Source organism: Pseudomonas sp. SDO5215_S409, assembly GCF_054071325.1.
This window is the reverse complement of the sequence record NZ_JBSVWN010000007.1, coordinates 133,663-152,006: the sequence shown is the minus strand read 5'-3', so window position 1 is coordinate 152,006 and position 18,344 is coordinate 133,663. Positions and strand designations below refer to the sequence as shown.

Below are 18,344 nucleotides of genomic sequence, written 5' to 3'. Positions count from 1 at the left end.
CGTACGTACGGTGGTGTGAGAGGACGGCGGATGTGAATCCGCCTCCTACTCTATGTCAGCGATTTTGCATCGATGATACGGTTGCGCCCGCTGTGCTTGGCTTCATACAAGGCGCGGTCGGCGCTGAGCAACAAATCTTCCAGGGCCGTGCGGCTGCGTTTATCCCAAGTCGCGAGGCCGATGCTGACGGTGATCGGTTGCGTCTCTCCCGCCAGACGGGGCAGGCGCTCAACGCTGCTGCGAATGTGTTCGGCGATGAGCAGCGCGCCGTCGCTGTCGGTATGGGGCAGCACCACCGCGAACTCCTCGCCACCGTAGCGGGCGGCCAGGTCCGCGGGGCGGCGGATATTGCTGTTGATCACCTGCGCCACGTTGCGCAGCGCCTCGTCACCGCGCCGATGGCCATGCTGGTCGTTGAACGCCTTGAAGTGGTCGACGTCGATCATCAGCAGCGTCAGCGGTTCGGCCGAACGTTGGGCGCGGTCCCACTCCAGGCGCAGGCGCTGGTCCAGGGTGCGGCGGTTGGCCAGCCCGGTGAGTGCGTCCGTGGCGGCCAGTTCCGACAACACCCGCTCGGCCCGCTGGCGCCGACGCAGTTCCTGGGTGAGCATCCAGGTCAGCCACAACAGGCCGATGCACAACAGCCCGGTTGCCCCGCTGATCAACAAGGCCGCGCGTTTCCAGCCATCGAACACCTCATCGCTGGACAGCGCCACGACCACGGTCAGCGGCAAATTGCCCACCGTCGAAAAGGTGTAGAGCCGCCGCACGCCATCGATGCTGGAGACGCCACTGAAGCTGCCGTCGCGCTCGCGCAGGATGCGCGCCACGTTGGGGCGCCCGCTCAAGTCCTTGCCCACCCACTGTTGCTCCAGCAACGGGTGCTGGGCCAGCAGAATGCCCTGATGGTTGATCAGGTTGACCGTGCTGTTGCTGCCAATGTGCAGGCTATTAAACAGCTGGTAGAAGTAAGACAGGCGCATCGACGCCACCGCCACCCCCTTAAATTGCCCGTCTGAGGACGACACCCGGCGGCTGAACGCGATACGCCACGGGTCATTGCACACGCAGCGGGCCATGAACGGACGGCTGATAAACAACCCGACATCCGGGCTGTTCTGATGGGCCTGGAAATAATCGCGGTCGGCGAAGTTATCGGCTTTGGGCGTGAGCAGCGAGGAGTCGGCCACCACATTGCCGGTGCGGTCGAGCAGCAGAATGTCGCCTTTGTACGGTGCGGCCTGCGAGCGGTCGAACAGCACCAGGTGACGGATGTTGTTGGACACCCCCTGCAAATCACTGCGCTCGGTGGCGGCGATCAGGCCCTTGAGGGCCAAGTCATACAACTCGACATTGCGCAGCACATCGGCGTCGATCAACTGCGTGATGTTACTGGCCGAGCGCTGCGCCGATTGCAGCGCATTGGTGTGCTCGCGGGTCAGCAGCCACGCGACCACCGCGATGATCAACAGCACCGTGACACAGCAGCCGAGCATCAGCAGGCGTTCCGGACGACGGGTAGCGCGGGAGAGGCGGGTGGTGCTTGGGCTCATCAGGCGTACTTCTGCGTTGAAGATGCCTTGAGCTTAGTACGTGTACACCGCGTCAGGAGACGACTTGCAGGGGCGCTAGATAATCGAGTCGATGTCCAGGTCGGCGGGCCGACCGACTACAAACAGTCCGTTCTCATCATCGGGCTGTGGAATCATCGCGATTTGTACAGCGGCGGTGTTTTCGCGTTTGCCCTTCCAGCGCTCAACGGTTGTTTCCAGGCCGGCCGACTGCGCGGCGCTGCCGTACACGTCAATCAAGGTCAGGCGACGTTCGTGCAACGTTTTCAGGCGTTGCAGTGACGTCCTCAGGTTTTGCGATTCTTCGGACAACTCAGCGACCGCTCGCTGATAGTCGGGGTCATTGTTGTAATAAGCCTGGGTGTCCATGGTCTGTTTGCGTTCGTCCTGGACCTTGCTGCGCATCGTCTCCAGCGCTGTGGCCACCAGCCTGTACTCACGCTCTGTGACCACGGTTCGACCGCTTTCCTGGGTCTGCTGCCAACGCCGCAAGCTCGCCCAGCACAGTGGGATATAGGCGTGGGGAATGCTGTGATCGCCCAAGCTCATGACCTGGGCGATCAAGCCGCCCCGAAAGGGCAAGTCGCCGTTGATGGCAAGCGCCCGGGTACAGGCGGCCTCTTCGATGGAGGCGCAGCCGGGCTTCCACAGAATGGACGAGGTTTCGCGGCCATTGAATTTCACGGGCATGAAGTGGTGCAGCTCGCCATGGTGCTGATAAGGCGCGCCGCCGACACGCACCAGGCCCACCGCAAAGATCAGGAGGCCCAGCACCGGGTTGGTGATAAACAGAGAACCCAGGCCCGGAATCCAGACGGTGCGGCGCGCATTCATCCAGGGCGCGGGCACACTGGGGATCATGTCGTTATTGTTGACGATTCGGTGATGGACGAGCGGGGCGGCTGCCGCGACGAAGGTGGCGTCGCCGACGCGGGGGGAGCCGTAGGTGTAGAGCAGGATGTCGTAGTTTTGTTTCTCCTCACGTCGTAATGCTTCAGCCAGCAGTAGGGCGATAGCACCACCTAAACTATGGCCAGAAATTATGATTTTTTGGTTGGTACGAAATCTTTGTAAGTAAGATTGAATAAATTTCTTCAATCCTTTGTATGCATCGTAAAAGCCGTTATGAACCTTTCCAATTCCTTCTTCAAATGAAACTTGTTCGGCATCCGCGTCTCTCCACCAGTCTGCTAATTCCAACGTTCCACGAATCGCGATTAATATTATTTCGTCGTGATGGGTGATAAAAGCTTGCGTGCTTTTCCCGTTGAACAATTTTTTTTGAGTGTCATCAAAAAAATGCAGATTTGCAGGATGCTCTTGAGTTTCGCCAGGCTTGTTTTGCTCGTAGAGTGTTGGATCAAAAGGCAGTACTTCAAAACGTTTTGAATAGGGAACCTCCTCGTGCAACGGATAGTAGCGGGTGACGGACGATTGGGCGGTGTCTACCTTCCATTGTTCCCGGTAGTTTGAAAGCGCCTCACCAAAGAAATTTCCAACGCTGGGTTCCAGTGGGAAACTAACGCAGTCCACAGGGTTTTTATCAGGGCTTTGACCAAAATCCGAATAGCTCAAGTTGGCCATGACTGCGAGTTGATAGAGGTTCAAGGCGCTGAAGGTATTGTCCGTCGATAACAGCGGCCTGAACGCCCTCATTGGCCTAACCTCCAGCACCGTGTGCCGGTTAGGCATCAACCCCACACCGAACAGCTCCGTTGGGGCGGGAGTAAACCCCAGTTCGCTGATTGCTTTGATCAGCATTTCGTTAGGAGGATACCGGCGATTTACAACAGGCGGCAAATGCGCGCCATGTTTTACCAGGTCGCGTACTTCGACCTGAATGAATTCAGCATCTCCTTTATTTGCCGGATTGTGTTCAATGCGGGCTCCATCCTTATGGAAAAAGCGGGTTTCCTCCGCGCGCACTTGCAGTTCGGTCAAGGGGAGCTGGTACGATTTGCGAAGCATAAGGTCCGCGTAAAATTCGTCTCCGCTTGAGTAAGCATTTGTAAGTGTTAAGACGACGGGCCCTCGGTGGCAGTTTTCAAGTTTTCCAACCCCTTGTGCATCCAGGCTGCCGCTGTATTGTTGTTGGGCACTGTCCTCAATGATATAGCGCAGCCCTGCGTAGGGCTTCCCATCCCCGAACTCGTCTACCAATTGAAAGCTTAACCAATGACCTTTTAGCGGGCAGGCGAGTATGTTATCGCGGAATGCCAGTTTTTCCCGATCATCCAAGAGTTTATATGAATACATTGTCCATCTCCTCATTCAGTGCAGTTTGGATAAACAGTGCAATCGCGCCCGTCGGGCATTTTAAAATTTTTGAACTGAGGTGGCGTAACACAGCGCTCCTCGATATCTCTCCCCCAATTACCTTTGCAAGGTTTCCAACCCTTGTCTGTTTTAATCCAGTACGGGCCAAAGTAAGGCTCTTCCTCCTCGGCCATCCTTAATTTCAATACCACCGTCTTTCCCGGCAATTGATCGCGCGGTATCGACCCACCCGGCAGGCTCTTTTCCACGATGCCATCTGCATCCACGCCGCGGCATTCGAGGATTTTTACGATATAGCGATAGGGCCCCATTGTGCGGAAGTACCATTTGCACTGCCCTTGAAAAATAAGAGGGCCGCTGGCTGGAAATAAGCGAGTCGTTTCAGTAGGAACATCGCGTATCGTTAAGCTGGCCCTCTGCAAATCCATATCAAGCTCTTGCTTTCCCCATTTTCCCTCTATTTGCAAAAGAACGCTTTTCAGTGTCATTTTGCAGCCGCGCGTGGTGTCTGATAGGGGAAGTTTGAACACCTCTTTTTTTGAGTCTTTTAACTGACTGCTCTGAATCTCTTTCTTGATAGTGCATTTTTTCTCTGTCAGCGACTCGTAATACGCCACTGGTGTAACAAAAAAATCATCCGGTAATTCAGCCTGAAACGTAAAGTTATCTGTTTGCATCATCGAACAGCCCGATAGCAGCAGGCTGGTAAAAGCAGCTATGGCACGTAGAGCACGTACTTTAACCTGGCGAATGTTTTTAGGTTGGTTCATTGCGCATGTCCTTATTCAGTGCAATTTGGATAAACAGTGCAATTACGCCCGTCGGGCATTTTGAAATCTCTGAATTGAGGCGGCGTTACGCAGCGTTCCTCATTGTTGGTTTCCCAATTACCTTTGCAAGGTTTCCAGCCCTTGTCTGTTTTAATCCAATACGGGCCATAGTAAGGCGCTTCCTCCTCGGCCATCCTTAAGTTCAATACCACCGTCTTTCCCGGCAATTGATCGCGTGGTATCGACCCACCCGGCAGGCTCTTTTCCACGATGCCATCTGCATCCAAGCCGCGGCATTCGAGGATTTTTACGATATAGCGATAGGGCCCCGCCGTGCGAAAGTACCACTTGCACTGGCCTTGAAAGACCAGAGGGCCACTGGCAGGAAATACGCGGGTCGTTTCAGAAGGTACATCACGTATCGTTAAGCCGGATCGTTGAAAGCCAATATCGATGTCTCGCGGTCCCCATTTTCCTTCTATTTGCCAAAAAACGCTTTTTAACGTCATTTTGCATCCGCGTGTCGTGTCTGACAGTGGGACCTTGAACACTTCTTTTTTTGAGTCCTCCAATTGGCTGCCTTGAATCTCTTTCTTGATAGTGCATTTCTTTTCGGTCAGCGATTCGTAATACGCCACTGGCGTAACAAGAAAATCATCTGGTAATTCAGCTTGAAACGTAAAGTTATCTGTTTGCATCATCGAGCAGCTCGATAGCAGCAGGCTGGTAAAAACAGCTATGGCACGTAGAGCACGCACTTTCACTTGGCGAATGTTTGTAGGCTGGTTCATTACGCCTATCCTTATTCAGTGCAATTCGGATAAACCGTGCAGTCGCGCCCATCGGGCATTTTAAAAGTTTTGAATTGTGGCGGTGTGATACAAAGCTCTTCCATGTCACGCCCCCAATTACCTTTGCAAGGTTTCCAGCCCTTGGCGGTGTTAATCCAGTAAGGCCCAAAGTAAGGCAGTTCCTCATCGGCTACCGTCAATTTGAATGTCACTGTTTTCCCCGCAAGTTGATCCCGTTGCAGGCTTCCACCGGGCAAACTTTTTTGTTCTACGCCCTTTTCATCCAGCTTGCGGCATTCCAGGATTTTTCTGATAAACCGTCTGGGGCCTTTGGTGCGGAAGTACCAGCGGCACTGGCCTTGAAATATCATCGGGCTGGGCTCGGAAAGCGCCTCGGTGGTCGCGGGTAACCGGTCTTTTATGGATAAGCCTGCGCGTTGCAAACTCATGTCCAATTCACGCTTGTCCCATTGCCCTTCTATATGAAGAACCACGCTTTTCAAACGCATGGAGCACCCGCTCACAAACTCTGTCAGCGGCAATTTGTATTCAAAGGGCTTATAGGCCTTTACAGGTTCGCCCAAGACCGCTCTACGGTCCCAACACGGTTTATCGGAGGCCGATTCGTAATACACCACCGGCGTCACCGTGAAGTTGTCGGGTATCTGGGTTTGAAGCGTGACGTACTCGGTTTGCCAGCTTGAGCACCCTGATACCGTCCAGCCCATTAAAAGCGTCACGAGCACTCGCCATCGGTTGTTCATGTGGTGGACCCCTGCGACCAAAATTGCACCTCATTAAAAATTCGTTGGTAATGGGCGTCGGCTGTTTCACCGTGATCGGGCAGCCAGCGTCGGACGCGAACGTGGTCGACGTCATAAAGTCGGTTGATCACCAGAAAGTGCAGTTGCTGAGGGGTGTGCCATCCCCATTGCCGGGCCAGTAAAAGGTGTTCGGTCAGCCAGGCACTGGGGTCCTGGTGCTGGCCGAGTCGTCGCAGGGCGTCGCTGTGTTCTGCCCACAGGTAGCGGTAGATATTGCGGTGCAGCACCGCCAGCGCCCGGTCTTCGGGCAGGGGCACGTGCAGCCACGGTGGCTCGGCGGGCAGGGGGTACTGGCCGGGCGCGGGGTTGTCGGCGGTGTGCCAGGTATCGTCGTGCCAGTAACACACGCTGATCGCCGGCCCCAGGTACGCCGCCCGTGCGGTTTCAGGCAGGTAGGCCAGGGCGCGTGCAAGTACGCGGTTATCGTGAAACCGGTACAGCGCCTGGTCAGGGCGCTCGCCGCTTAACACGCGGTCGCGCCAATGCGCCGTGAGCGCCGCCAACTGGCCTCGGTGGATGCTGGCCAGCCAGCCCCAGTTGCGTGCGGGGTGCTCGAGCAGTTCGTGCAGGTGTGGGTTGGCCGCGCTGCTGATCAGAAAGATCAACGGTCCCACGTCCTCAAGGCTTGCCGCCGGTGTTTCGCTGTACACGCTGCGGTAGGTGTCGGGCTGGCCCTCGCTCAGCAGGGCACGGCGTGCGTCGGGTTCCTGCAGGGCGTCCAGGATCAGGCATAGGCAATGGTCGAGTCTGAGCTGGTCGGTGACCCATTGCCGGGCAACGGTTGGCGTCATGTTGAGGTTCCTTGAGGTAGGCAAAGGCCGTTTTCACAGGCCTCGCAGATCGGGCAGAAGTCGGGCACCAGGGCTTTGCTCGCCTGCATCAGAGCCCGTTGCGCGGGCGCCGGGAGCGGGGAGGCTGGGTGGGTCTGGTGGGGGCTGGGCGCGCCGCCGAGTTCGATCGTGGTGCTGCTGAAAATCCCGCCCGGGCCGATCACCAGGTGCTCGCTGCCCCCTTTCAGGGTGATGCTGGCACCGGCCTCTATGACGATGTGGGCCCCGGCCTTGAGGTGCACTTGCTGCCCCGCTTCGGCCACCAGCGTCTGGCCGGCGCGGGTGTGGCTGCTGCGGGTGACGTATGTGGCGTCGTCGCCGTTGATGATCGCCCGGCGGTCGTTGCCGACGTCCAGGTGGCTGTCATTCCCGACCTGCTGTTGCAGGTCGCGTTGGGCCCGCAGGTAGATTTTCTCCTGCCCGGCACGGTCCTCGATCGACAGCTCGCTGTAGCCACCATTGGCCGGTGAGCTCTGGCTGCGCAGCACGGTCCTGGTCTTGTGGGCAGGCAAGGGGTAGGGCGGCAAGGTGGACTGGTTGGCCACGCAGCCGGTGATCAATGGCTGGTCGGGATCGCCTTCGAGGTAGGTCACCACCACTTCCATGCCGACACGCGGGACGGTGACCGCGCCGAATCCATCCCCGGCCCAGCCGGATGACACCCGCAGCCAGCAACTGCTGCGCTCGTTGCCAAGCCCGGCGCGGTCCCAATGAAACTCGACCTTTACGCGGCCCCACTCATCACAGAAGATTTCCTCCCCGGCGGGCCCGGTCACGCGGGCGGTCTGACTCGCCCATGCCGTTTTGCGCGCCACCTGAGGAGGCCGGTAAGTCACGTCCCACGGCGTGGCGCTGAAGCGGTTGCGGTAACCCTGGGTGAACCCGCTCCTGGCGTGGGGCATGGCTTCTTCGAGCACCTGGGGTTGCTTGCCTTCATGCTTGACCTTGAGCAATAGCCACAAATCGTTGCAGGGCTCACGCGGGTGATCGGTCAGGTGAAAAAAGTGCCCGCTGCGCAACAGCGTCTGCGTGCTTTTGCCCTTGGCTAATTGATAGTCGGCGCGATGGCGCTCAAGGGCCTGGCGGGCCAGTTGCCTGCCGTGTTGCTCGTTTTCGATGCGCAGCGGGTAGCGGTAGTCCTCAAGCGCAGGCTGAAAGTCGGCGCTGAACCGGCTTTCCTGGCGCAGGCGCGGCCGCTTCAGGTCGTAACCTCGGCGCGTGGTGCTGCTGGTGCGCGTGCTGAAGGTCATGGCGAACCGATGCACGACCGGCTCCTGCTCGACCAGGCCGCTGCCGGGCCGGTAGGGCGTTTGGCCCAGCGTCGGGAAAAACGTCTGGTCGTCGGTGAACACCAATAAATGACGCTCGGCGCTGTGCTGGTGATGCCAAGCGATCCCGTCTTCGCTGCACAGCCGCTGGATAAACGCCAAATCACTCTCTGCGTACTGCGTGCAGTACTCGCGCTCGGGGCGGGCGCCCACATGAAAGCGGTAGGCATCGCTCTGGATCCCGTGGCGCTTGAGCACGAGGGCGATGATCTGGGGCGAGGTCAAATGTTGGAAAATCCGCTGGTCGCGGCTGAACTTCAAATAGTGCAGGAAGGGCACCAGTTTCAGGTGATAGCGGGTCAGGCGCGTGCCGGACTCGCCCACGCACACCTCTTCGATGTGCCCGTGGATACCCTCGCCTGCGGGGCCGAACTGCAGAAACGCCGGCTGGCTCAGCAGGCTTTCCAGGTCCACGGCAGCAGACTCGCTGACCAGCGTGATGCAGATCGCATACAGGCCACTGATCCTTTCGGTGCCCTTGAAACTCAACACCTGAAAGTCGTGGCGAACAGACGGAATGAGTAACGCGAAGCGCACAGTATTGGCCGGTTCGAACATAAGCGTGTCCTTGCGCCGAGGAAGGAAATAGCAGCGCGGCCTGTAAGGGATGAGCGCTGATGGCAGGGCACGCTAACAAAGCGGCCAAAAAATCGATGCCAGACGCTTCCTGTAAACCTGAGGGATCTTTAAGTAGGAAAAAGCATTTCGGGGTCGGCGCACCCCCGGCAACGCTTGAAAACACGCGGCGCAGAGGCTTGGGGGAAGGGGCAATCGTTGCGCCAAACGCAAGCAATGCGCGCGTGCCGACCAGCGGTTTTTTCAGCCTGGCGCACCGGGGTTTTTGGGCGCAAAAAAAAGCCGCTGAAGTCAGCGGCTTTGAACAGATTCCCAGTGTAGAGCCCTGGAAATAAGTCGAGGGAAACAGGCGGGCAGCGCGCTTGGGATACCGCGCGGCTCATCGATGCGACAAATTAACGCAGCTGAGCGGGCGGATATAGAGTGTAACAAGATAATAACTGTTGCCTGGGGCGCAACAGTCGCTCGGGTGGAGGGCGTGGGGAAGGGCTACACCGGAAGCGTAATGCCGAAGGTATTGCCGCCCTGTTCGCTGCGCACGAACACATCGCCGCCGTGCATCAAGGCGATCGCCTTCACAATCGCCAGGCCCAGCCCGTGGTTGGCGCCGCTGTTGCTGCGCGATGCGTCCACCCGGTAGAAGCGCTCGAACAGGCGCGGCAGGTGCTCGCTGGCAATCGCCTCCCCGGGGTTGGTCACCGCGATTTCCACCTGATGCTCCCGGGTTTGTATGCTCACGTCGATCACCGACCCTGCCGCCGTGTGCTGCACCGCATTGCTCAACAGGTTGATCAGCGCCCGGCGCATATGGGCTTTTTCGATCTGCACATGGGCATCGCCGTGCACCTGCACCTGGACCTGGGCGTCTTCAAAAATAAAGTCCAGGTAATCCAGGGTGGTGGCCACTTCGTCGGCCAACGAGCTTTGCGTCAGTTTGGTCGCCTTGCTGCCCTGGTCGGCGCTGGCCAGAAACAGCATGTCATTGATGATCGAGCGCAGCCGTTCCAGCTCTTCGAGGTTGGATTGCAGCACCTCGAAATAATGCTCCGCCGAACGCCCACGCGTCAGCGCGACCTGGGTCTGGCCGATCAGGTTGGTCAGCGGCGAGCGCAGCTCGTGGGCCACATCGGCGTTGAACGACTCCAGGCGCGAGTAGGCCTGTTCCACGCGCTCAAGCGTTGAGTTGAACGAGTTGACGAACTGCTTGAGCTCCGGCGGCAACGGCGACAGTTGCAGGCGGCCGGAGAGCTTGGGCGGTGCCAGTTTTTGCGCTTCGTCCGACAGTTTGATCAACGGCTTGAGGCCGATACGCGCCACCCAGAACCCCAGCACCGACGCCAGCGCCACGCCCAAAAACGCCAGGCCAATCAATGCCATCAACAATTGATGCTGGGTGTGGCGGAAATTTTCGGTGTCGATGGCGATCATGAAGCGCAGCGGCGGGCGTTGGTCCTTGGCGGGAAACTGGGTCAGCAGCACTTTAAAGGGGAAGTCATAGCCGGGCAGGCGCAAGTCGCGCTTGCCGGTGGGGCCCGTGGCGAAGGCGCGGATCAGCGGGTCCGGGTTGCCGTATTCGTAGGTCGGGTCATCGCTGACCACCCAAAAGCGGATGCGCTTGTCTTCTTCGCTCAGCAGCTTGAGTTTGGCGGCGATTTTCACCCAGTGGTCCTGCGTGCCAAAGCGGTTCACCGATGACTCCAGCACGCTGTAGCGCGCGTCCAGCTCCGCGCCCGGCAGCACGTCCAGGCCATGTTCCACCTGCCGGTACAACGCGCCGCCGATCAGCAGGAACACCAGCAGCGCCACCAGCGTGAACATGCCGCTCAGGCGCAGGGCGATGGAATTACTCGACACTGCGGTTCTCCAGCACGTAGCCCATGCCGCGAATGGTGTGCAACAGCTTGGTGTCGAACGGCCCGTCGAGCTTGGCCCGCAGGCGCTTGATCGCGACTTCGACCACGTTGGCGTCGCTGTCGAAATTGATGTCCCAGACCATTTCGGCAATCGAGGTTTTCGACAGGATCTCGCCCTGGCGCCGCGCCAGCACGCTGAGCAGCGAGAACTCCTTGGCGGTAAGATCCAGGCGCACGCCGTTGCGGCTGGCCTTGCGGCTGATCAGGTCGATCCACAGGTCGGCGATGGTCACCTGCACCGGCTCATGGCCGCCGCTGCGCCGGGTCAGCGCTTGCAGGCGCGCCACCAGCTCAAGGAAGGAAAACGGTTTGCCCAGGTAATCGTCGGCGCCCTCGCGCAGGCCGCGGATGCGGTCTTCGACACGTTCGCGGGCGGTGAGCATGATCACCGGCGTCTGCTTGCGCGCCCTCAGTGCGCGCAGCACGCCAAAGCCGTCAAGGCCGGGCAGCATCACGTCGAGCACGATCACCGCGTAATCGTTCTCCAGCGCCAGGTGCAAGCCTTCGACCCCTTCACGGGCGACGTCGACGTTGTAACCCTGCTCGGTCAGGCCCCGGTGCAGGTAATCGGCCGTTTTTTCTTCGTCTTCAATAATCAGAACGCGCATGACCCGCCTCAGTGTGTAGTCGCAGGCTCAAGCGCCGGCTTGGGTCTGTGGAAAAACTTCTCGAGGTACAAGTATATGACCGGCGTCGTAAACAGCGTCAGCGCCTGGCTCACCAGCAACCCGCCGACCACCGCGATGCCCAATGGCTGGCGCATTTCTGCGCCGGGGCCTGCGCCGAGCATCAGCGGTACGGCGCCGAGCAGGGCGGCGAGGGTGGTCATGATAATGGGCCGGAACCGCGTCACGCAGGCCTCATAAATGGCGTCCTCGGGCGACAGGCCCCGCACACGCTGGGCTTCCAGCGCAAAGTCGATCATCAGGATGCCGTTTTTCTTCACGATACCGATCAGCAGCACCAGCCCGATCAGCGCCATGATCGAAAAGTCCTGCCCCAACAGCCACAGCAGGATCAGCGCCCCGAGCCCGGCTGACGGCAAGGTGGAAATAATCGTCAGCGGGTGCACGAAGCTTTCGTACAGCACACCCAGAATAATGTAGACCGCCACCAGCGCCGCGAGGATCAGCCAGGGCTGGCTGGCCAGCGAACTCTGGAACGCCTGCGCCGCGCCCTGGAAGTTGCCGATGATGGTGGTCGGCATGCCGATCTCGTTCTTGGCCTGGTTGAGCATGATCACCGCATCGCCCAGCGCCACGCCGGGCGCCAGGTTGAACGACAGGTTGGCGGCCGGGAACATGCCGTCATGGCTGATGGACAACGGCCCGACCGAGGGCGGATCGACCTTGGCCACCGCCGACAGCGGCACCATTTCGTTGGTCAGGGGGGAGCGCAGGTAGAAATAATTCAGGCTTTCGGCCTTGCCCCGCTGCCGCGTGTCCAGCTCCAGCACCACCTGGTACTGGTTGATCTCGGTCTGGAACTCGTTGATCTGGCGCTGGCCGAACGCGTCATACAACGCCTGGTCGACATCGGTGGCACTCAGGCCGAAACGCGCGGCGGCCTGGCGGTCGATGCTGATGTGGGTGATGCTGCCGCCCAGTTGCAGGTCGTTGGACAGGTCGCGAAACGCAGGGTTGGCCCGCAGTTTCTCGGTGAGGCGCTGGGTCCAGAGGTTCAGCGTCGGCCCGTCGTTGCTCTTGAGCACATATTGGTATTGGGCGCGGCTGGGGCCGGAGCTCAAGTTGATGTCTTGCCCGGCGCGCAGGTACAAGACGATGCCCGGCACCTTGGCCAGTTTGGGCCGGATGCGGTCGATGAACTGGCTGGCGGACACGTCGCGATCGCCACGGTCTTTCAAGGCAATCCAGAAGCGCCCGTTGGCGATGGTCTGGTTGCTGCCGGTCACGCCCACCGAATGGGAAAAACTTTCCACGGCCGGGTCGTCCTTGACGATCTCGGCCAGCGCCTTGTGCTTGGCGACCATGTCGGGGAACGACACATCGGCCGACGCCTCGCTGGTGCCCAGCACAAAGCCGGTGTCTTGCACCGGAAAGAACCCCTTGGGGATAAACACGTAGCCGACCACCGCCAGCGCCAGCGTCACGATAAAGATCGCCGCCATGGTGCGTTGGTGGGCCAGGGCACGGCGCAGGTTGCGCGCATAACCGGCCAGCAGGCGTTCGCTGAAGCCCGGCTTGTCGTGGTCATGGTGCTTGGGCGCGCGCATGAACAGCGCCGCCAGGGTGGGGGCCAGGGTGAGCGAAACCACCACCGAAATCAGGATGGTCGAGGTCGCCGTCAACGCAAACTCTTTAAACAACCGCCCGACCACGCCGCCCATGAACAGCAGCGGGATAAACGCCGCCACCAGCGAGAAGCTGATGGACACCACGGTAAAACCGATCTCGCCCGACCCCTTGATGGCCGCCTCGCGCATGCCCATGCCGGTTTCCAGGTGGCGGTGGATGTTTTCCACCACCACGATGGCGTCGTCCACCACAAACCCCACGGCGATCACGATCGCCACCAGGGTCAGGTTGTTCAGGCTGAACCCCATCACGTACATCAGCGCAAAACTGGCGATCAGCGACACGCCGAGCACGCTGGACACAATCATCGTCGCCGACAACTGGCGCAGGAACAGCGCCATCACCGCCACCACCAGCAACACGGCGATCAGCAGCGTCACTTCCACTTCATGCAGGGACGCGCGAATGGTCTTGGTGCGGTCGGTCAGCACGCTGACTTTCACCGAGGCCGGCAACATGGCTTCCAGGCGCGGCAACTCGGCCTGGATGCGGTCCACCGTCTCCACGATGTTGGCACCGGGCTGACGGGAAATCACCAGGTTGACCCCCGGCGTGTCGCCGGACCAGGCCTGCACGTAGGCGTTTTCCGAACCGTTGACCACCTTGGCCACATCGCGCAGTTGAACGGGGGCGCCGTCCTTGTAGGACACAATCAGGTCGCCGTATTCGTCGGGGTGAAACAACTGGTCGTTGGTGGCCAGCGTCGAGACGCTGTTCTGGCCATACAGCGCACCCTTGGCCAGGTTCAGGCTCGACTGCTGGATGGCCACGCGCACGTCGGCCAAGGTCAGGCCGATGGCGGCGAGGCGGTCGGGCGAGGCCTGCACGCGGATCGCCGGGCGCTGCTGGCCGGTGATGTTGATCTGGCCCACGCCGTCGATCTGGCTGATCTGCCGCGCCAGCAGGGTTTCCACGTAGTCACTCAGTTCGGTGCCGGGCATGTTGCTGGAGTTGACGCTGAGGATCAGCACCGGGCTGTCCGCCGGGTTGACCTTGCGCCAGGTCGGCAGGCTCGGCATGTCCTTGGGCAACTTGCCGGCGGCGGTGTTGATCGCCGCCTGCACTTCTTGCGCGGCGGTGTCGATGCTTTTGTTGAGGGTAAATTGCAGGGTCAGCAGGCTTGAGCCCAAGGCACTGCTGGAGGTCATTTGGGTCATGCCCGGGATGGCGCTGAATTGCACTTCCAGGGGCGTCGCGACCGAGGAGGCCATGGTGTCGGGGCTAGCGCCGGGCAGGGTGGCCGTTACCTGGATCGTCGGAAACTCCGCTTCTGGCAGTGGGGCAACCGGCAACCGCGGGAAGGCAATCAGCCCGAGCAGCACCAGGGCGAATGTCAGCAACAGGGTGGCGACCGGGTGGTCCACGCACCAGGCCGACGGTGAACGACTGCCGCCCGTCATGGCTGCACCTTCGCATCAACGGTCTGCACCGCTTGCGGTGGCTCCTTGAGCACCTGCACCTGGGCGCCGGCCTTGAGCCGCGACTGGCCGTCGCTCACCAGCACATCACCGGCCTGCACGCCCTTGAGGATGTTCAGGTCACTGTCCTGATACACCACCTGCACGGGCACGATCTCGACCTTGTCGCCGTTGACCCGGTACACAAAGTGCGAGTCCAGGCCGCGCTGGACCACGGTGGGCGGTACGACCAGGGCGTTTTTGTCGAGGGCGGTCTGGATCTTCACCGTCACCAATTGGCCGGGCCAGAGCTTTTGCGCCGCGTTGCTGAATTCGGCCTTGGCCCGCAGGGTGCCGGTGGTGCCGCTGATCTGGTTGTCGATCAGGCTCAGGTGGCCTTCGCCTAGCAAGTCACCGGTCTGGCCGTCGGTGTCGGCGCCCAGGTAGGCGTTGACATCGGCCGGTTGCGGCGCGGCGATCAGGCGTTGCAAGGTCGGCAACATGTGTTGCGGCAGGGAAAACTCCACGGCAATCGGGTCGATCTGGGTCACGGAGAACAGGCCTTGGCTGTCGCTGGCGCGCAGGAAGTTGCCTTCATCCACCGTGCGAATCCCTACGCGACCGCTGACCGGGGAGTGAATCTGCGTGTAGGAAAGCTGCACCTGAGCCGAGTCAATCGCGGCCTGGTTGCCTTGGGCTGTGGCCTTGAGCTGGTTGACCAGTGCCTGTTGCTGGTCGTAGGTCTGCTTGGACACCCCATCGTCCACGCTCAGTTCCTTGTAGCGCTTGAGGTTGACCTGCGCGACTTGCAACTGCGCCTGGTTTTCGCCCAGTTGCGCCTTGGCCTGATCGAGGCTGGCGCGGATCGAACGGTCGTCGAGGGTGGCCAGCAAATCCCCGGCCTTGACCCACTGCCCTTCCTTGACCAGCAGCCGGGTGAGAATGCCGTCCACCTGTGGACGGATCACCACGCTGTGCAACGACAGCACCGAACCGATCGCGCTGACAAAGCGCGGGATGTCCTGTTGGGTCACGCTGACCACCCGCACGGGAATGGCGGTGGGGGCACTGAGCTTGGTCTTGGCCGGCCGGGTCACGCCCCAGGCGATTGCGGCCAGTACCACCAGGACGCCCACGATCAAGACCGGTTTTTGTTGTATGTGCATGCAAGAGCGCCGTTGGCGCAGCGCCAGGTTTTACGCTGCACGCTGCAAGTTGGATGTCGGGAGTCTGCTTTATAACGTGGTGATCCGGTCAGCATCATGACGCCTAACTGACAGCCGCGACAGTTTGGCATGGCCACATGCCTCTATTTGCCGATCGATGCGTGCAGCTTGCGCTTTGCGGCCCGGGTATACTCACGCCCCTACACCCTTTTACGCGCCGGAGTTGCCCATGACGTCCCCGATCCAACCGCCTGTCGAACCTGTTGAAGTGGACGCGCAGGCGACGTCCGACGGTGTTGAACCCACCGGCAAAGCTCAAATTCCCGCGTTCAAGTTCCCGTTTAAACCGGGCGAGTTGGCCGGTGAAAAAACCGCAGGCCAGCCGTGGTACAAAAACGGTGCCAAAAACGGCCACACCAAAACCCCGGGCATGGCGCCGCCGGGCACGCGCCGTTCGATGGGTAAACGCTGAGCGGGTAAAATTTCGCGGGCAATAGCGATCATTACCTACAGGCTGCATCGATCTTTCGTATTGTAGGTCGGCGGCCATTTCTTGAAAGCTTGCACGGCATTCGCCTCCTGGGTCGGTCTGGCACAGGGGCGTGATGCGGCTGATCTTTTCAGGAAAAGGATGTCTGCATGGCTCTGCTACAGGTCTGCGTTGCACGGGTGTTGTTGCCGCTAATCGGTGCGTTCGCTTCAGCGGTTGCCAGTGAGCCGATGCGCCGTGAAATCCGCTTTGCCATCGCCTCCCAGTTCCCGCCTTACGAAAGCCGCAATGAACAGGGGCAACTGGTGGGGCTGAACATCGAGCTGGGCAACGCCTTGTGCATGCAGCTCAACGTGCGCTGCACCTGGGTCGACCAGGTGTTTGTCGGCAGCGTTGCCGCCCTGGAGTCCCGACGTTTCGACGCAATCATGGGCATGGCCCCCACGCCGCAACGGCGCCAGTGGGTCGACTTTACCGATGACCTCTATCCGCTCACTACGCGCCTGGTGGCCCGTCGGCATTCGGGCCTGATTCCCACCGTGCGCTCGCTCAAGGGCCAGCGTGTGGGCGTGCTGGCTGGCAGTAACCGCGAGGCCTTTGCCTTGGCGCAGTGGGCACCGGCGGGGGTGATCATCAAGAGTTTCTGGCTCAATGACCAATTGGTCCGCAGCCTGGTGGCCGGTGACATCGACGCCACGTTGCAAGGCACCCTGGAAATCCGCGAAGTACTGCTCGACACCGTGGACGGCCAGGGTTTCGACTTCCTCGGCCCCGCTGTTTCGGGCGAGCAACTGGGCGATGGTGTAGCGATTGCCGTGCGCAAATCCGACCCGGCGCTGCGCGACGAACTCAATCGCGCGCTTGAACAACTGCGCCAGAACGGCGAATACCAGCGGATCGCGCAACCGTACTTGCTGAACGAGCCCGCCCCGGGGGCGTTCACCCCTGACGCGCCACAGTTTTACCCCGGCGGCTCAGGCCTGCCGTTTTCCGAGGTGGTAAGGGTGGGCAACGTGCTGTACCTCTCTGACATCCTCGGGCTGGACGAGCAGCGCCGCCCGGTGCGGGGCGGCGTGGTGGCGCAAATGAAACGGGCGATGAGCATGCTGGGCGACATCCTGGAGCGGCATCAGTCGTCACTGGACCAGGTGGTGCGGTGCACGCTGTTGCTCACCGACCTGGATGACCTGGCGCAGGTCGACGCCGTGTACTTGAGTCACTTCGCCAGCGACCGCCTGCCGGCCCGCAGTGTCCAGGGCGTGCGCCGCCTGCCGGGCAAAGGCGCGGTCGCCATCGACTGCATCGCCCTGAGCCAGGACGGGCCTGGGCTCACGCCGCCCGCAGGGGAATGAACGCATAATTGGACGGCGCCTCGGTCACCAGTTGCGCGCCCGCGTCCAGCACCTGCTCGGCAATCTCCAGCCCCGACACATGAAACACCCACTCACTGGCCGTGAACGGTTGGTCGGCGACACGGTCGATCGCTTGGGCAAAGGCCACCATGTCCGGTAGATAAGCGGTGAACCCGTCGCCCTTGAGCGCCGTGGTGCGAATGCCCAGCAGGGCGCAGATCGCTTCCTTGGCCTTGATGTCGTCACGGTCGGCCTGGCGCGACTGCTGGATCAAACCGGCCAGTTCGGCGTCCATCAATTGCCCGCCCACGATCAACGCCGGCCCCTGTTCCCAGGATTCGGGCGGGCAGTCCTTGGCGGCCTGGTTCAGCGGGATGTGCGGGTTGATTTCCATCGGGTAGATGCGGCACACCAGCGGGCGGCGTTCATAGATGCCGCAGCGGTTGTCGGCGTCAAGATTGCGGCAAGGCCCGGCGTTGTAAGCGGCAAAGGTGATTGCCACATACGCCTGGATATTGCCGCTGGGCACCACCACCGAACGGCGCACGGCATGTTCGCGTTGTGCCTCGGGCAACCCCAGGCCATCGGCGAGGAACGCTTCCACCAGGACGATGACGTTACCGCCGTCCGCGGCCCAGTGGCGGGCTTCTGCAAGGGTGAGGGGCACATGGTGGTCGTTGCAGCATTTGCCGCAACCGACGCAGGAAAAGTGGGTAGTCATGGAGGATCTGTCACCAGGCAAGG

At 60.5% G+C, this 18,344-nt stretch carries 15 protein-coding genes; 3 read left to right on the top strand and 12 right to left on the bottom strand.

The features are described 5' to 3' along the window. Positions 1–50: 50 nt before the first annotated feature. From ACW9H9_RS06320 to ACW9H9_RS06290, 7 genes are all read right to left on the bottom strand, one after another. Positions 51–1,553, bottom strand: a complete 1,503-nt coding sequence (locus tag ACW9H9_RS06320) for a sensor domain-containing diguanylate cyclase (RefSeq protein WP_457342170.1) — start codon at positions 1,551–1,553, stop codon at positions 51–53. A gap of 75 nt (positions 1,554–1,628) precedes the next feature. Then, positions 1,629–3,827, bottom strand: coding sequence for a lipase family protein (locus tag ACW9H9_RS06315; protein WP_457342171.1), 2,199 nt, complete (start codon positions 3,825–3,827; stop codon positions 1,629–1,631). 11 nt (positions 3,828–3,838) lie between these two features. Continuing rightward, on the bottom strand, positions 3,839–4,618 hold the full coding sequence (locus ACW9H9_RS06310; protein WP_457342172.1) for a hypothetical protein: 780 nt from the start codon (positions 4,616–4,618) through the stop codon (positions 3,839–3,841). An 11-nt stretch (positions 4,619–4,629) separates the two neighbouring features. After that, complete coding sequence (locus ACW9H9_RS06305) at positions 4,630–5,409, bottom strand: hypothetical protein (protein ID WP_457342173.1); 780 nt, start codon at positions 5,407–5,409, stop codon at positions 4,630–4,632. An 11-nt stretch (positions 5,410–5,420) separates the two neighbouring features. After that, positions 5,421–6,173: a hypothetical protein gene (locus ACW9H9_RS06300; RefSeq protein WP_457342174.1), complete on the bottom strand. Its 753-nt coding sequence runs from the start codon at positions 6,171–6,173 to the stop codon at positions 5,421–5,423. Continuing rightward, complete coding sequence (locus ACW9H9_RS06295) at positions 6,170–7,024, bottom strand: DUF4123 domain-containing protein (RefSeq protein WP_457342175.1); 855 nt, start codon at positions 7,022–7,024, stop codon at positions 6,170–6,172. The genes ACW9H9_RS06300 and ACW9H9_RS06295 overlap by 4 nt, the downstream gene beginning before the upstream one ends. Beyond that, on the bottom strand, positions 7,021–8,949 hold the full coding sequence (locus ACW9H9_RS06290) for a type VI secretion system Vgr family protein (protein WP_457342176.1): 1,929 nt from the start codon (positions 8,947–8,949) through the stop codon (positions 7,021–7,023). The genes ACW9H9_RS06295 and ACW9H9_RS06290 overlap by 4 nt, the downstream gene beginning before the upstream one ends. A gap of 59 nt (positions 8,950–9,008) precedes the next feature. On the opposite strand from ACW9H9_RS06290, the gene ACW9H9_RS06285 reads away from it, so the two are divergent. Then, the gene (locus ACW9H9_RS06285) at positions 9,009–9,302 is read left to right on the top strand and encodes a hypothetical protein (protein WP_457342177.1); all 294 of its coding nucleotides are present in this window, start codon (positions 9,009–9,011) and stop codon (positions 9,300–9,302) included. A gap of 154 nt (positions 9,303–9,456) precedes the next feature. Here the strand turns inward: ACW9H9_RS06285 and ACW9H9_RS06280 are convergent, their stop codons facing one another. Genes ACW9H9_RS06280 through ACW9H9_RS06265 form a run of 4 tightly spaced genes read right to left on the bottom strand, consistent with a single transcriptional unit; the run spans position 9,457 to position 15,758 of the window. Then, positions 9,457–10,821, bottom strand: a complete 1,365-nt coding sequence (locus ACW9H9_RS06280; protein WP_457342178.1) for a heavy metal sensor histidine kinase — start codon at positions 10,819–10,821, stop codon at positions 9,457–9,459. Next, the gene (locus ACW9H9_RS06275) at positions 10,811–11,488 is read right to left on the bottom strand and encodes a heavy metal response regulator transcription factor (RefSeq protein ID WP_457342179.1); all 678 of its coding nucleotides are present in this window, start codon (positions 11,486–11,488) and stop codon (positions 10,811–10,813) included. The genes ACW9H9_RS06280 and ACW9H9_RS06275 overlap by 11 nt, the downstream gene beginning before the upstream one ends. Before the next feature lie 8 nt (positions 11,489–11,496). Then, positions 11,497–14,595 carry a multidrug efflux RND transporter permease subunit gene (locus ACW9H9_RS06270; RefSeq protein WP_457342180.1) on the bottom strand — a complete coding sequence of 1,033 codons (3,099 nt, stop codon included), beginning with the start codon at positions 14,593–14,595 and terminating at the stop codon, positions 11,497–11,499. Then, on the bottom strand, positions 14,592–15,758 hold the full coding sequence (locus ACW9H9_RS06265) for an efflux RND transporter periplasmic adaptor subunit (RefSeq protein ID WP_457342181.1): 1,167 nt from the start codon (positions 15,756–15,758) through the stop codon (positions 14,592–14,594). The genes ACW9H9_RS06270 and ACW9H9_RS06265 overlap by 4 nt, the downstream gene beginning before the upstream one ends. 229 nt (positions 15,759–15,987) lie before the next feature. Between ACW9H9_RS06265 and ACW9H9_RS06260 the strand changes: the two genes are divergently transcribed. Beyond that, positions 15,988–16,230 (top strand): hypothetical protein, encoded by a 243-nt coding sequence (locus ACW9H9_RS06260; protein WP_457342182.1) that lies wholly within the window; start codon positions 15,988–15,990, stop codon positions 16,228–16,230. Between the two features lie 167 nt (positions 16,231–16,397). After that, the gene (locus tag ACW9H9_RS06255; RefSeq protein WP_457342183.1) at positions 16,398–17,600 is read left to right on the top strand and encodes a transporter substrate-binding domain-containing protein; all 1,203 of its coding nucleotides are present in this window, start codon (positions 16,398–16,400) and stop codon (positions 17,598–17,600) included. Here the strand turns inward: ACW9H9_RS06255 and ACW9H9_RS06250 are convergent. Next, on the bottom strand, positions 17,578–18,321 hold the full coding sequence (locus tag ACW9H9_RS06250; protein WP_457342184.1) for a YkgJ family cysteine cluster protein: 744 nt from the start codon (positions 18,319–18,321) through the stop codon (positions 17,578–17,580). The genes ACW9H9_RS06255 and ACW9H9_RS06250 overlap by 23 nt on opposite strands. Positions 18,322–18,344: the final 23 nt, after the last annotated feature.